Consider the following 14959-nt stretch of genomic DNA (forward strand, 5'->3'; position numbering starts at 1 on the left):
ATTTGTCCATTCCTATAGGAATGGAGTTTTACTTAATTTTACTTGGGCTTAATAAACTGTCAATTTTTCGGCTCTATAATATCCATTGGGGAGTAACCTCCTTAATGGATATTATAGAGCCTAATTTATAGTTAAATTTTATTGATTTGAAAGAGGGATTGATTAAGTTAAATAAATAGCAATGGATAACTTATCAGTTTATGGTCAAAAAGTTTTTCCTATATTGTTTAGGCGTTATACCATATTCTTTTAGGAAGAGTTTGTTGTAATAACTTTGTTGAGCAAACCCACATTCTAAAGCAATTTCTGTTATTTGCATTGCTGTATCTTCGAGCATTTGTGTGCTACGTTCCAATCTATAACTGTTTAAGAAATTAATTGGAGATTTGCCTGTATATTCTCTAAAAATTCTCATACAGGTGCTTTTACTGATTGAACCCGAATTTGCAATATCTTCAAGAGATAGTTTCTTGCCATAATTTTCGTATATGAACCTTGCCATTTTTCTTTGAGTTTGAACACTTTGGTCTTCGCCGTCTTTTATGCTTTCGCTAGAAGTTTCATAGGCAATGTAAAGTCGGCGCAGTATCATAATCATAAGTGAAGTTATTTCCATTTCATAGCCCATAGGTTTAGTTAAGTGTATTTCTTCTATTTCATCAATTAATCTGAAAATCTCTTTGGACAGGGCACTATTATATCTAAACCTCATGTGAGAAAATCTTTCGTCGGATAGCATTGAGGAAAGATATTTTTTATAAATATATTCATTTTTAAAAAGAATATCAGGATTGAATATAAAAGTTTTTTTCTTACATAGGTTTGGCATTTTGTAATTTAGAACACGGTGGATTTTACCACGGTTTATAACGCACACGTCTCCTTGTTCAACAGTAAGGATTTTTCCGTTTACTTGGCAGAGAAATTTCCCTTCTTGAATTTTAATTATTTCTATGGAATTATGCCAGTGGGCAAGCTCTTCATTTGTATTTGAGTTGGAACAAATATTTTCTTCTATGAGAAATGGTATTTCAATATCAGTTATTTTCATTTTGTATAAATCCTCTATAAATGATTATATATTACTATTTTTTAGTTATAAAATGCTATTTAATGTCTTTCGGATATCATATACTATCAATATCAAATAAGCAATAAGGCTTTAGAAAATAGATTAGAAAATAAATAATTATAGAAGGAGAAAAATTATGGAAAAGAAATTAAATGTTTTATTATCGGATTTGGTCGTTTTTTATCACAAGTTGCAAAGTTTTCACTGGTACGTTTCAGGGCATGCGTTCTTCCAAGTTCATGGTCAATTAGAAGAAATGTACAACAGTGTCTTACCTCAAGTGGATAGTGTTGGAGAGTTGATATTGATGGAAGGTGGAAAGCCTGCATCACGAATGAAAGACTTTTTAGAAAATGCTGATATTGAAGAAGTTGAAGGTGAATTCGAAAAAGATATTAAGAAGATATTTGAAGTGTTAAATGATGACTATAAACATCTTTTAAAATTAGCTAAAGAAATTAAAAAAGATGCAGATAGTGAAGAAAATTATTTAGTATCTGCAGATATGGATGAGCTCATTGCAAGCTATAGCAAATCTATTTGGATGATTTCTCAAGCAAGCAAATAAAAACCAAATAAAATTAAGGGAGATTAAGGAAAATTATCTTTAATCTCTTTTTTTATATGATGAATTGCAAATAAAATTGCGACACCTAAATTAAACTAAGTTCATGTAAAAACAATTCAAATGGAGTTCGATAATTTAGACACTTTCTAGGTCTGTTATTGAGCTCCATTAAATTTTTAATAAGTTCTTCTATAGATATTTCTGCCAAAACCGTCTTTTTAGGATAATACTCTCTTAGCAAACCATTAGAGTTTTCATTACTTCCTCTTTGCCATGCTGAATATGGATCAGCAAAGTAAAAGTCTATTCCGAGTTTTTCAACTTCATCATAACAAGCAAATTCTTTACCTCTATCTGATGTAAAACTCTTCAAAGATTCTTTAGGAAGTGAGTTACATATCTTTTTGATTGCTTTAAACATAGAATCCTTACTTCTGTCTTTCATTGGTAGTGCTATATAAAATCTCGTTTTTCTCTCAACGAATGTAGCTAAGCATCCTTTGCTTTTGCCTCTTGATGATACAACTGTATCTAATTCCCAATGTCCGAATGTATTTCTATACTTTATATTTTTAGGTCTTTTTCTAATAGATGTACCTATATTGAATCTTCCTCTTGTTTCTTTGTTTTTTCTAGACTTACATTTTCTTCTTAATTTTGATATATCGAAATCTATTATTCCTGAATAGATCCAATTATATATTGTTTTAAAGGCCAATTTGCCCTTGTATAGAGTGCCTGCTATCTGTTCTGGTGAGCACTTTAAGTTCAACTTTTCTTTAATGGCACATATTATTTCCTTTGTTGATTTATTTTTTCTGCCTTTAAGTGAAGATTTGTGCTTTTTATCTTCTTCTGCTGTGTGTGCTTTATATTCATTGTTACAACGTTTAAGTTCTCTTGATATTGTTGAATGGTGGCAGCCTAAAATTTTCGCTATTCTTCTAGAAGAATAGCCCTCTTGTTTTAATACCTCTATATTATTTCTTTCGTTTAGTGTAAGATGTTTATAGCTCATATTGACCTCCGTGTTAGTTTTTGTCGTTATTAACATTTTACACGAAGTTAGTATGAGTTTTTAATTATTTAAGATGTCGCATTTAATTTTACAACCTATCTTATATAAAAACTAATTTTTAGGGTATAAATTAATTGATTATTATTATACATTAGGAGGTGGAGTTTTGGAATTAAATCAGGCAGATATAATAGAAGATGTCCTTGAAGGATATATATTTTCTGAAAAAAAGGTTACTGATGAATGTAAAATTTATACGATTGAAAATTCTACTGGCTGTGGCGAAATGCGTTGCTACAATTTATTTGAAGGTGTTCAGTTATCTTATAATAACCTAAATATGGAGACGGCATATCAAAAAATAAATCCTAAAAGCGGGGTTTTAGAAATAGATCATTGCTTAGAGGGATGTTATGAGTTTAAATTTGAAAATAATGAACGTGCTCTGATAGGTAAAGGTGATCTAAGTGTAATCGAAATAGGCAAAGTTCCTTTTGAAGATTCACGAATACCAACAAAAAAATATGTGGGACTTTCAATATTTATTGATATTGAAAAGGCACAAAATTCTATTAATAAATACTTTCCGTATGCAAAAATTGATTTGTTAGAAATAAAAGATCGTTTGTGTAAAAATGGTGCAGCTTTAATTATTCATTCACGTCATGAGATAGACCATGTTATTAGCGAACTTTATAGAGTAGATTCTAGGATAAGACTTTCATATTCAATTATAAAAACAATAGAGTTATTATTATTTTTAAACTTAGTTGAAAGTAAAGATACTTTTAAGTTAACTTCTTTTTCAGAACCAGTATATCAAGCAACTGTAGAATCCTATAGGACGATTCTAAATAATCCTTTTGAAAAATATTCTATTTCTGATTTATCAAAAAAATATGCTATTTCAGAATCCAGCTTGAAGAGATGTTTCATATACATAACTGGAAGCTCAATAGGTAATTTTATTAGGGAAAATTGTTTAGAAGCTGCTGCTAAATTATTAATTCATAAACCTTTAATGTCAATAGGAGAGATTTCTGATTTGTCAGGATATTTGAATCCTAGTAAATTTTCCGAGTCATTCAAAAAACATTTTGGGCAAACTCCTCAAGAATATAGAAAAAAATCCATCTGACCTTTTTAGAGCAAATAAAGAGCTGTCAGGTTATAAAGAAAATATCCATCTTACTTTATAATGAAGTTGAGATGGATATTTTTTTTAAATATTCTCTATACACATTCTATATACATTTTATTAATTAACGGAGGTGTTTTATGAACAATAAAAAAATGACTACAAAAGATGTAGTAACAGTAGCTATTATGATTGCCTTGTTTTATGCAATTTCTATTGTTATTGGAATGAGTATGGTTGCTGTTCCAGTTGTGTATATTTATGGGACTGCTGGAATCGAAATGTTTATAGGAGCTATTTTCTACTTGGTAGCAGCTAACAGACTTAATAAACATGGGCTATTATTTATATGGATATTAATTTATGGTCTTATCACAGCAGCTATGGGTTATGTGTTTATGCTTCCATATTTTATTGGACTTGCTATTTTGTGTGAAATAGTAATGATAGGCAAAGACACTTATATAAATCCAATAAGAAATATGATTGGCTGGAGTGTTTATGGTGCTGGTATGTTCATGGGAATAGGAGTTCCATGTTGGATAGCTTGGGAATCTTATCAAAAGCAAGCTTTAGAGAGTGGGTTTGCAGATAAGACCTTAACATTGCAATATAATTTGGTATCTTCACCTAAATTACTATTATTAGGTGTAACAATAACCGTTATATTATCTGCTTTAGGTGTTTTGTTTGCACAAAAAATTCTTAAAAAGCATTTTAAAAAGGCGGGTATTTTAGAGTAAATGGAGATATATGGGAAATGAAAATAGAAAAAATAAGTGGAATAACTTGTCTTTTTTTAACTATTATTTCCTGCATGGTGTCAATATTTACAAAAAGTTACTATATGCATGCTCTGTTTGTAGGATGGCTTTGCATGCTTTTAGCATATTTTGGTTTTATCAAACAGAGCATAATTTATTTTATGATATATAGTTTTACTACATTTTGGTTATTAACAATGATACCTAAAGGTGTAGTTATAATTTCACCAATGCTTTTGGGAATGTTGTATAAATTCATAGTTCCAATCATGGCAGGATTTTTAACTTTTAAGATACCATCAGGAAAATTAATTTCAATATTCCATAAATTATTGTTGCCACAAAATTTTGTACTCATATTAACTGTAATTATCCGATTTGTACCAACAATTGCTGGAGAATTCAGAACAATAAAAGAAGCTATGAAAGTAAGGGGATTTACAGGCAACTTTTTTCATATTTTATCAAATCCTTTGAGGACTCTTGAATATGCGATAGTTCCTTTAATTTTTCGTTCTATAAAAGTAGGGGATGAATTATCAGCAGCAGCGATTGTTAGAGGAATTGAAAACCCAATAAAAAAGGATTCATATTATAGTAACAAGTTGTGCAAATTCGACATGATTATAATAACTACAAGCTTTATTTTATTTATTTTATGTCTTATATGAGAGGTGCATCATTGAATAATAAAGTGGAGATTAAGAAATTATCTTTTTCGTATAATAGCAATAAAGATGAACAGTTGAAAGATATAAATTTAGATATCAAAGATGGTGAATGTTGTGTAATTATAGGGGAGTCTGGATGTGGAAAGTCTACTTTAACAAGAGCTATAAATGGCTTGATTCCAAATTTTTACGAAGGAAATTTAGATGGAGAAGTATTTATTGACGGCAAATCCATCAAAAATTTAAGATCCTGGGAAATAGCAAAACTGGTTGGTAATGTATTTCAAGATCCTAGGAGCCAATTTTTTGCCAATGAAGTTAATGGAGAAATTGCATTTGGACCAGAAAATTTAGGATATAAGCGTGATAAAATAATAAGAAGAGTAAATGAATCAAGTAAGAAAATGAATATTGATAAATTGTTAAATAATAGGATATACAATTTATCCTATGGAATTAGGCAAAAAGTAGCAATATGTTCAGCGAGAGCCATTGAACCATCTATTTATGTATTTGATGAACCATCTGCAAATCTTGATTTACAATCAATATATAAATTTTCAAAACTTGTAATGGACTTAAAAAACGAAGGGAAAACTATAGTAATTGTCGAACATAGGTTATTTTATTTAAAAGGAATAGCGGATATGTATTTATTAATACAAAATGGATCTTTAATAAATAGTTATAAAGCAGAAGAATTTGAAAAAATTAGTTCAAAAGACTTAAATGCATGGGGATTACGTTCAATAAATCTTAATGATATTGCTTTAGATGACCATAAAGTTAAAGAAAAAGAAATTAGTAGTGACAATTGTTTTGACATTGAGTTGAAAAATATTTGTAAAAAATATAAAAATAATTTCGTTCTAAAAGATGTGTCACTTAAATTTAATAGCAACGAAATCATTGCTTTAGTGGGGATAAATGGCACAGGTAAAAGTACACTCGGCAAAATTTGCTCTGGGATTCAAAATCAGACTGATGGGGAAATAGATATAAATGGACACAAAGCTAATAAAAAGATGAGGTTAAGCAAAGCATGGTATATTCCTCAAGATTTAGACTCTCAATTATTTGGGGAAGATTTGATGGATGAATTATTAACTGGGTTAAAAAATAGAGAAGATTATATTATGAAAGCAGAGGAACTTTTAAAAAAAGTTGGATTATATGATATAAGAGATAAGCATCCAGCAACTTTATCAGGGGGTCAAAAACAGAGGTTGGTTCTATGTGTAGCTATGTTAAGAGAGATTCCTTTTATTATATTGGATGAGCCGACATCAGGGCTTGACTTCAGGAGCATGGATAAGGTGGGGAGATTAATCAAAGAGGAACAAAAAAAAGGAACAAAATTTTTGATAATTTCTCATGATATTGAATTTATAGCAAAGACGTGTGATAGACTTGTAAAACTAGAGAATGGGATAATAACAGAAGATTTTTATATTGATAATATCGGACAGCTGATAAGAGCTGTGGAGGCTAAATAATTTAGGAGGTGCTGTAATGGAAGTTTTAAAAAAGCATATAGGACAAATTTTATCATCAGTTATTATTGCAATAATTGGTGTTTTTTGTGGTGTTGTACCATATTTTGCTTTAGCTAAGATTACTCAAAATATAGCAATTAATAATACAGATTTAGAATTCTATATAAGACCAATTTTGCTTATTTTAGGTGGATTAATAGGAAGTGTTATTTTTCATGAGATTTCAACGCTAATTTCTCATAATTTAGCATTTCGCATAATAGAGGATGAGAGGAAGAAACTTGTAAGAAAAATTAATAGATTATCAATGGGAGAGATTGAAAAACGATCTAGTGGAGAATGGACTCAGTTTATGGTAGAAACTTTAAATAAAATTGAGCAACCGATAGCTCATGTTATTCCTGAAGTAATAGCTAATCTGATTATTCCAATCGCTTTAGTAGTTATTGTTTTTATTATGGATTGGAGAATTGGAATTGCAAATCTTATCACCTTGCCACTAGGGGTGCTATTTTCAATTCTAATGATGGGTGGATATGAAGAAAAATCACGAAATTATCAAGAAGCCGCAAAAAACATGAATACGACAGCTGTTGAATATATTAGAGGAATTCAAGTTATAAAGGCATTCAATAAGTCTGCATCATCATACGGAAAATTTGTTGATGCTGTAAATAGTAATAGAGACAGTATGCTAAATTGGTATTTAAGTATTTGTTTCTATATGACAGCAGCAATGGAAGTTTTACCATCAACTTTATTATTTGTTTTACCAACTTCTTTATACTTGTATAAGAATGGAAGTATTGAAGTAGGCAATCTAATAATGTGTGTTTTATTATCCTATGCCTGCTACAAACCTTTGATTAAAGCAATGAGTCATATGGATACTATGGCAAATGTGAGAGTTGTAATTGATGAAATAAAAAATGTTATGGAATTACCAGAGTTAGAGCGAGGTAAAGGAGAGGAAAAAATAAGTTCATACAATATAAATTTTGAAAATGTATGTTTTGCCTATAATGATGAGAAAAAAGTTTTTGATAACTTATCCTTTAGTGCAAAAGAAAATAAACTTACTGCTATTGTTGGTTATTCCGGCGGAGGAAAATCCACTATTGCTAAGCTAATTGCGGGATATTGGAACATAAATAAAGGAAAAATATCCATAGGAAATGTAAATCTTAAAGATGTTTCTCTTGAAAAGAATATGGAACTTGTAACCTATGTATCACAGGAAAACTATCTATTTAGGAAAAGTATTATAGACAATATGAGAATGGCAAATCAAAATGCTAGTATTGAAGAGATAAAAGATGCTTGTAAAAAAGCTTCTTGTCATGACTTTATTATGAGTCTTCCTAATGGATATGAAACCATAATAGGAGAATCTGGAAGCAATTTATCTGGAGGAGAGAGACAAAGACTTACAATAGCAAGAGCTTTGCTTAAAGACAGCCCAATAGTTTTATTAGACGAAGCAACAGCATATTCTGATCCAGATAATGAAGCTGAAATTCAAAAATCGATAGATGCATTAGTAAAAAATAAAACTGTTATCATGATTGCTCATAGACTTTCTACAATAATAGGGGCAGATAAGATTATAGTATTAAACAATGGGGAAATTGAAGCGGAAGGAACTCATAAAGAACTTCTTGAAAAAAGTGAAACATATGCAAAAATGTGGAAATCACATATAAGTTTATCAAACGATAGGGGTGAGTAAATGAAAGAATTAATTCACAAATTATATTGGGTTGCTGGAAAAGAATCTTCCAAAATTAGCAAGATGTTTTTCTTTGAAGTATTAAAAAGTATATTTGAAGGAATATCCCTTGGGGCTACAATGTTACTTCTACTTAAAATATTTCAAAATATATATGAAGGAAGAAACATTACAAAAGAAGACATCTATGTCGTATTTGCTATAGCTCTATTAAGTGTAGTAGGGAAAATATTATCTAGTTATATGGCGGATAGAAATAAATACATCGCAACTTACAATATGGGAGCAGAAAATAGGCTATATATAGGTGATCAGCTAAAAAAAGTGAATATGGGTTATTTTAACAGCAACCGCCTTGGAAATATTTCAGGCGGATTAACCACAGTTATAGGTGAACTTGAAACCGTAGGAGTTAATATAATAGAAACTTTATTTGTAGGGGTAATACAAACTATAATAATGGCGATATTTATGATTCCATTTGATATAGTTACAGGTTCTATAATTTTAGGAACTTTATTCTTAGGAATGTTATGCAATGCTATATTTCAAAAGAAATCAGACGAGTTGACTAAAAAATTACAAGCTTTAAAAATAAATCTAAATGCATCCACTTTGGAGTATGTTAAAGGTATTAGTGTTATTAAATCATTTGGAAAAAGTGGTGAAATGACTAAAGAATTGGACAGAGAGATTTATAAAAATAGAAGAGGTTTTATAAATGTTGAAAAAATTGTAGCACCTGCTGCTTTGATATTTCTAATTATATTTAAATTGGGGATTTGTCTTATTATATTTTCAGCTATTTACAGGTTTTGTATAGGAGAAATTGATCATTATAAATCTGTAATGCTTGTAGTGTCTAGTTTTATTGTTTTTTCTGGTTTTGAAATGGCTGGAAGTATGCAAAACGTTAGAGGAATAGCCGTACAAAACTTGGATTCAATTGCTAAACTTAGGAATTTACCAACAATTTCAGAAGGTACAAGAACAAGCTTTGAAAAAGGAGATATAAATTTAAAGGACGTTGACTTCTCATATGACAAACAGAAGTTATTTAGACGTTTAAATTTAGATATTCCAAAAGGTAAGACTACAGCACTTGTAGGTGGTTCTGGAAGTGGAAAAACTACACTTTGTAATTTGATAGCTAGATTTTGGGATGTAGATTCTGGAGAAATATTGATTGATGATAATAACATAAAAGATTTTAGGTATGACAACCTGTTATCAAATTTCACTTTTGTTTTTCAAGATGTCTATTTGTTTGATGATACTATAAAAAATAACATTAAGTTCGGAAATTCAGAAGCTAGTGATGAGGAAGTTATTAATGTTGCTAAAAAAGCACAGTGTCATGAATTTATTATGAAGTTGTCAGATGGTTATGACACAGTTTTACAAGAGGGTGGTTCAAATTTATCTGGAGGAGAGCGTCAGAGAATATCTATAGCAAGAGCTATGCTAAAACCAAGCAGGATTGTTATTCTTGACGAAGCTACTTCAAGTGTAGATCCAGAAAACGAACAACAACTTATAATCGCTTTAGACAATTTACTAAAAGATAAGACTGTAATTGTGATTGCACATAAACTTGAAACTATTAAAAATGCTGATCAAATTGTTGTTATGGATAAAGGAAATATTGAAAGTATTGGTAAACATAAAGAGCTTATGGAAAAATCACGCATATACAAGAGCTTTATTGAGAAAAGAGAAAAAGCTACTGGTTGGAAAATCGAATAAAATTTAATAGAGGATAATTTTATGAAACAAGATATGAAAGAACAATTATTAACAAAAAGACCTATAGATTTACTTTTTCAATTATCTGTCCCTGCTGTAATAGGAATGATAGTAATAGGTCTTTATCCACTAATGGATGGAATTTTTGCAGGAAATATTATAGGACAAACCGCAATGACAGCTTGTGGTGTAGCTATGCCACTTACCTTCTTTAATAGTGGAGTATCTACACTCATAGGTGTAGGTTCAGCATCAGTTTTATCAAGAGCTATAGGAAAGGGTGACCAAAAAACAGTTGATAAAATTATGGGGAATTTAATCTTTTGGGTTATTCTATTCTCATCAATTATTACAATAGGCGGAATTTTACTTGCACCACATTTTTTAGATATGGTTGGAGCAAGTGGAGAAATTAAAGAATATGGTATAAGATATTTACGAGTAATTTTCATTGGTTCTTTATTTGTAAACTTTACTCAATCAGCAAACATGGTTATGCGTGGAGAAGGATTAATGAAAAAAGCAATGCTCATTATGGGGCTAGGGGCTTTTTTAAACATAATTCTTGATCCAATTCTAATGAAATTAATGGGAAAATATGCGATTGAGGGGGCTGCACTTGCAACGATTACAGCACAATTTGTTCAAGCAATAATAACACTCCATTACTTCAAATATAAAAGCAAAGCAGTAAAAATAAATAAAATCAAACCTGATCAGGAAATAAAAAAAGAAATGTTTGGTGTAGGTTCATCTGCTATGATGATGCAAATTTTATTTATGATTCAACAAACAATGCTATATAAAATGTCATTTAAATATGGCGCAGATACAAATGCTATCTTGATGGCGGCAACACTTAGAATATATGCCTTTTCATTCATTCCACTTTGGGGAATGAGTCAAGGTTTACAACCTGTAGTTGGTACAAATTTTGGAGCGAAAAAATACGACAGAGTAAAAGAAGCTATGAAAGTATTTTCTATAGGAGGATTAGTTCTTGCATCAATATTTTGGATACCAGCATTAGCATTTTCAAAGAATATTCTTTCTTTATTTGGAGTAGAAGAAAGTATTATAACTCAAGGAATAGGGAACTTTAGATTATTTTATTCTATCTTTATCCTATATGGAGTAATGGTGATGACTATAACATTCTTCCAATCAATAGGAAACGCTAAAAAAGCTGGCATAATTGTCATGCTAAGGCAGCTGTTTTTATTCGTTCCTGCTATGATCATTTTGCCAATGATATTTGGAGTTAAAGCAGTATGGTTTGCAGAACCACTTGTAGATTTAATTATGATAATAGTTGGTGTAGTAATGATGTTTTGGGAACTAAATAGGATGGATAAAATTGGTTTGAAAAATTAAATACAAATAACAATCGAAAAAGTTTCTTTAATTTTAGAGGATTTATGCCTTAGAGCATAAGTCTTCATTTTTTATGTCCAAGTTAATCATTGAAACTCAAAAATACTATAGAAAAATAAAAATTCTGGTTACCAAAGAGGGCAAATTTCACTTTATAAGGTGAGAGGTAATTTGTACTGCCCCCTTAAATCCGGACACGAAAATAAGGGGCTACATATTTTCCTATTTTAATTTTCTAGTATCATCTTCTAGTTCCAAGAATTTATCAAAATCACTTTTGTAGAGTCTATCTTGTATAACTCTATATTTTTCAAATTCACTCTCTGCGTGCTTTTTTGCAAGAGCTTGAGAGATTTTTCCTGCATCTTTTAGAATTTCTTTATCCCATAATTGTAAAAATCCATTCAATCTTTTTCCCAATCTTCCATTGTCATCGGGATATGTCTTTCTGCTTGTAGTTCTGCCATGTCCAAATACGATGAAACAATTCTTTGCATTTGATTTAATTCTTCTTCATTTAGATAATTTTTTGCAACGACTACATCATATTTATGAATTTTTGAATCTGGAGAGCCTTCCCAAGTAGTAAGTCCCATATTTTTAGTTTTGTGATTGGCTCTATCTACAATTAATTCGGCTTCAGTTTTTCCATGAATGGCATAGTGCAATTTATTTTGAATAGCTGCAAAAAATCTTTTTGTTGATTTTGCAGATGGGTCATAGTCTAAAGATGTGGCATATATATCTGTGATTTTTTGATAGAATCTTCTCTCAGATAATCTAATTTCACGAATTTTTACAAGTAATTTTTCAAAATAATCCTTGGTAAGTTTTGTGCCAGAATTTTTTAATCTTTCATCATCCATTGCCCAACCTTTAATTGTAAAATCTTTTACAATTTGGTTTGCCCACTTTCTAAATTGGACGGCACGTTCGTTATTTACTTTAAAACCTACTGCAATAATTGCTTGTAGGTTATAGTGTTTTGTATTATATGATTTTCCATCGTTTGCAGTTATTAAGTATTTCTTAATAACTGAATTTTCGTCTAGTTCGTTATCGTCAAATATTTTTTTAGATGCTGATTTATTGCAGAAACACTTACATCATATAGAGTTGCCATCATCTTTTGAGTTAGCCAAATATTTTCATCTTTATATCTAATTTCAATAGCTTCTTTATCATCACCATTAGCTGCGATAAAAGTCAAGTATTCAGCAGCGGAAGATCTGATTTGAAGTTCTTTTTTATCATAATTTTGGTCTTTATTTTTATCCATTTCTTTACTCATAATTTCCTCCGAGTATAAATTTCATTCTACCTTTAAACACTGGAATACTAATTAAGAATACAATTACATAATGTATAAAGGAATTTATCATCATACTTTTTGTTATTGGTAATTGATGATAAGTTTGACCTATTATTTTAAAAGCACTTAGTGTGCTTGTTATAAAATCTAGTGCCAACCGAGGAAAAATTAATGGACAAAGAATATTATTTATTTGTAGAAGGAAAGAAAGTAGTTGTTAGCAAGGAAGTATATCTTGCTTATCATAGTGAATTGAATAAAGAGAAATATCAAACGAGAAGAGACAGGTTAAATAACTGTTTCTTTTTTTGTTCCTATGATCATGATGGAAACTTCGAAGAAAATGGTTAATTATCAGATTTAGTCGTTTTTTATCACAAGTTGCAAAGTTTTCACTGGTACGTTTCAGGGCATGCGTTCTTCCAAGTTCATGGTCAATTAGAAGAGATGTACAACAGTGTCTTACCTCAAGTGGATAGTGTTGAAGAGTTGATATTGATGGAAGGTGGAAAGCCTGCATCACGAATGAAAGACTTTTTAGAAAATGCTGATATTGAAGAAGTTGAAGGTGAATTCGAAAAAGACATTAAGAAGATATTTGAAGTATTAAATGATGACTACAAACATCTTTTAAAATTAGCTAAAGAAATTAAAAAAGATGCAGACAGTGAAGAAAATTATTTAGTATCTGCAGATATGGATGAGCTCATTGCAAGCTATAGCAAATCTATTTGGATGATTTCTCAAGCAAGCAAATAAAAACCAAATAAAATTAAGGGAGATTAAGGAAAATCATCTTTGATCTCTTTTTTATATAAACCGTATTTGAAAAGTGAGCTTTACAAAGAAAGAATAATCCTATAAAATTATAAATGAGTTATAGTCGTGTAAAATCGGGGGATTAATATGAAGTATGATGTGGTTAGGTTTGAAAGAGTATTAAATGAATAGCAAGAAATTGTGGAAGAGTTGGAAAAAGTTTTGGATAAATTTGAAAATAATTTGGATGAGTACAATGCTCTTAATGAATATTATATGAGTGAAGAGTATATGAAAGATTTTGATCTTTCCAACGAAACTAAGGTGTATGAAGATATTGCATGTGGTGTCCTAACTGAAGATTCTATTTACTTTTTAATTAGGTAAATGCACGAAAATGCAATTAGAATGCTTGAATTGGGCACGAAAGTTATAAAGGATAATTAAAATTTTCTATAACAGGAGGGAGTTATGTACGGAGCAATTTTAGGTGATATTATAGGAAGTCCTTATGAGTTTGACAGAGGCGAAAAGACAAAGGTTTTTGATTTATTTATAGACGAAAGTTCCTTTACTGACGATACTGTAATGACAATTGCCGTGGCTGAAGCTTTAATCAAGTTAGGAAAGAATGCAAAGTCACACGAAATAGAAAAAGAAATTATATTTTCAATGCAGAACTGGGGTAGAAAGTATCCAAATGAAAGTTATGGTTTATCTTTTGCAGAATGGCTACGAGAGAAAGACCCTAAGCCATATAACAGTTTTGGAAATGGTTCAGCAATGAGAGTTTCTTCTGTAGGATGGTTATATGATTCTCTTGAAAAGACCAGAGAGGTAGCAAGGGCAACAGCAGGTGTAACACACAACCATCCTGAGGGAATAAAGGGCGCAGAGTCAATAGCATCAGCAATTTATTTGGCGAGAAATGGAGCTACAAAAGCTGAAATCAAAATTTATGTTGAAAGTGAATTTGGATATGATTTGAGCAGAACTTTGGAAGACATAAGACCGACGTATTACATGTATGAAATTTGTCAAAAGACAGTTCCAGAGGCAATAACTTGTTTTTTAGAGGCAGAAGATTTTGAAGATTGTATAAGAAATGCAGTTTCAATAGGTGGAGATGTGGACACCATTGGAGCGATAGCCTGTAGTATAGCTGAGGCTTTCTTTGGAATTCCAAAGATTTTGATTGATGAATGTAACAGGCGAATTCCAAATGAGATGAAAGTTGTGTTAGATAATTTTTATAATTATTTGAATAGAGAAATTTAATTTTACAATCTATCATAGAAATTAAAGTGAGGAG

At 30.4% G+C, this 14959-nt stretch carries 15 protein-coding genes and 3 pseudogenes; 12 read left to right on the forward strand and 6 right to left on the reverse strand.

The window, feature by feature from the left end; all coding sequences use genetic code 11:
- Window positions 1-193: 193 nt before the first annotated feature.
- Window positions 194-1051: an AraC family transcriptional regulator gene (locus B8869_RS00930; protein WP_084229898.1), complete on the reverse strand. Its 858-nt coding sequence runs from the start codon at window positions 1049-1051 to the stop codon at window positions 194-196.
- A gap of 157 nt (window positions 1052-1208) precedes the next feature.
- Between B8869_RS00930 and B8869_RS00935 the strand changes: the two genes are divergently transcribed.
- Entirely contained in the window at window positions 1209-1640 is a 432-nt protein-coding gene (locus tag B8869_RS00935; RefSeq protein ID WP_084229899.1) for a Dps family protein, read from the forward strand.
- An 85-nt stretch (window positions 1641-1725) separates the two neighbouring features.
- Here the strand turns inward: B8869_RS00935 and B8869_RS00940 are convergent, their stop codons facing one another.
- Window positions 1726-2658 carry an IS30 family transposase gene (locus B8869_RS00940; protein WP_084229900.1) on the reverse strand — a complete coding sequence of 311 codons (933 nt, stop codon included), beginning with the start codon at window positions 2656-2658 and terminating at the stop codon, window positions 1726-1728.
- Between the two features lie 166 nt (window positions 2659-2824).
- On the opposite strand from B8869_RS00940, the gene B8869_RS00945 reads away from it, so the two are divergent.
- From B8869_RS00945 to B8869_RS00975, 7 genes are all read left to right on the forward strand, one after another.
- Window positions 2825-3796, forward strand: a complete 972-nt coding sequence (locus tag B8869_RS00945) for a helix-turn-helix domain-containing protein (protein ID WP_084229901.1) — start codon at window positions 2825-2827, stop codon at window positions 3794-3796.
- A gap of 140 nt (window positions 3797-3936) precedes the next feature.
- Window positions 3937-4539 carry an MptD family putative ECF transporter S component gene (locus B8869_RS00950; protein WP_001060382.1) on the forward strand — a complete coding sequence of 201 codons (603 nt, stop codon included), beginning with the start codon at window positions 3937-3939 and terminating at the stop codon, window positions 4537-4539.
- Between the two features lie 17 nt (window positions 4540-4556).
- The gene (locus tag B8869_RS00955) at window positions 4557-5231 is read left to right on the forward strand and encodes an energy-coupling factor transporter transmembrane component T (RefSeq protein WP_084229902.1); all 675 of its coding nucleotides are present in this window, start codon (window positions 4557-4559) and stop codon (window positions 5229-5231) included.
- Window positions 5219-6727: an ABC transporter ATP-binding protein gene (locus tag B8869_RS00960; RefSeq protein ID WP_084229903.1), complete on the forward strand. Its 1509-nt coding sequence runs from the start codon at window positions 5219-5221 to the stop codon at window positions 6725-6727. Before B8869_RS00955 ends, B8869_RS00960 begins: the two co-directional genes overlap by 13 nt.
- 16 nt (window positions 6728-6743) lie before the next feature.
- Window positions 6744-8456 carry an ABC transporter ATP-binding protein gene (locus B8869_RS00965; protein ID WP_084229904.1) on the forward strand — a complete coding sequence of 571 codons (1713 nt, stop codon included), beginning with the start codon at window positions 6744-6746 and terminating at the stop codon, window positions 8454-8456.
- Window positions 8457-10202, forward strand: a complete 1746-nt coding sequence (locus tag B8869_RS00970; protein ID WP_084229905.1) for an ABC transporter ATP-binding protein — start codon at window positions 8457-8459, stop codon at window positions 10200-10202.
- Between the two features lie 21 nt (window positions 10203-10223).
- On the forward strand, window positions 10224-11576 hold the full coding sequence (locus B8869_RS00975; protein WP_084229906.1) for an MATE family efflux transporter: 1353 nt from the start codon (window positions 10224-10226) through the stop codon (window positions 11574-11576).
- Window positions 11577-11798: 222 nt separating this feature from the next.
- Here B8869_RS00975 and rhuM (B8869_RS12575) read toward each other — a convergent pair whose 3' ends face one another.
- The 4 genes and pseudogenes from rhuM (B8869_RS12575) to B8869_RS00985 all read right to left on the reverse strand — a co-directional run.
- Window positions 11799-11996, reverse strand: coding sequence for a RhuM family protein (gene rhuM, locus B8869_RS12575; RefSeq protein WP_234989706.1), 198 nt, complete (start codon window positions 11994-11996; stop codon window positions 11799-11801).
- Window positions 11981-12646, reverse strand: a complete 666-nt coding sequence (rhuM, locus tag B8869_RS12580; RefSeq protein ID WP_327083034.1) for a RhuM family protein — start codon at window positions 12644-12646, stop codon at window positions 11981-11983. The genes rhuM (B8869_RS12575) and rhuM (B8869_RS12580) overlap by 16 nt, the downstream gene beginning before the upstream one ends.
- The gene (locus B8869_RS12585; RefSeq protein WP_234989707.1) at window positions 12625-12867 is read right to left on the reverse strand and encodes a virulence protein; all 243 of its coding nucleotides are present in this window, start codon (window positions 12865-12867) and stop codon (window positions 12625-12627) included. The genes rhuM (B8869_RS12580) and B8869_RS12585 overlap by 22 nt, the downstream gene beginning before the upstream one ends.
- Window positions 12860-13045 (reverse strand): annotated as a pseudogene (locus B8869_RS00985) (hypothetical protein); the annotation flags it as partial. The pseudogene B8869_RS00985 and the gene B8869_RS12585, both read right to left, overlap by 8 nt.
- 14 nt (window positions 13046-13059) lie before the next feature.
- Here B8869_RS00985 and B8869_RS00990 point away from each other — a divergent pair.
- From B8869_RS00990 to B8869_RS01005, 4 genes and pseudogenes are all read left to right on the forward strand, one after another.
- Window positions 13060-13233 (forward strand): annotated as a pseudogene (locus tag B8869_RS00990) (sigma-70 family RNA polymerase sigma factor); the annotation flags it as partial.
- Window positions 13234-13254: 21 nt separating this feature from the next.
- Window positions 13255-13647 (forward strand): annotated as a pseudogene (locus B8869_RS00995) (Dps family protein); the annotation flags it as partial.
- 201 nt (window positions 13648-13848) lie between these two features.
- Complete coding sequence (locus B8869_RS01000) at window positions 13849-14034, forward strand: DUF4298 domain-containing protein (protein WP_159445217.1); 186 nt, start codon at window positions 13849-13851, stop codon at window positions 14032-14034.
- Between the two features lie 84 nt (window positions 14035-14118).
- Window positions 14119-14925 carry an ADP-ribosylglycohydrolase family protein gene (locus B8869_RS01005; protein ID WP_084229909.1) on the forward strand — a complete coding sequence of 269 codons (807 nt, stop codon included), beginning with the start codon at window positions 14119-14121 and terminating at the stop codon, window positions 14923-14925.
- Window positions 14926-14959 lie beyond the last annotated feature (34 nt).

Source organism: Peptoniphilus asaccharolyticus DSM 20463 (assembly GCF_900176115.1).
Lineage (GTDB): Bacteria > Bacillota > Clostridia > Tissierellales > Peptoniphilaceae > Peptoniphilus > Peptoniphilus asaccharolyticus.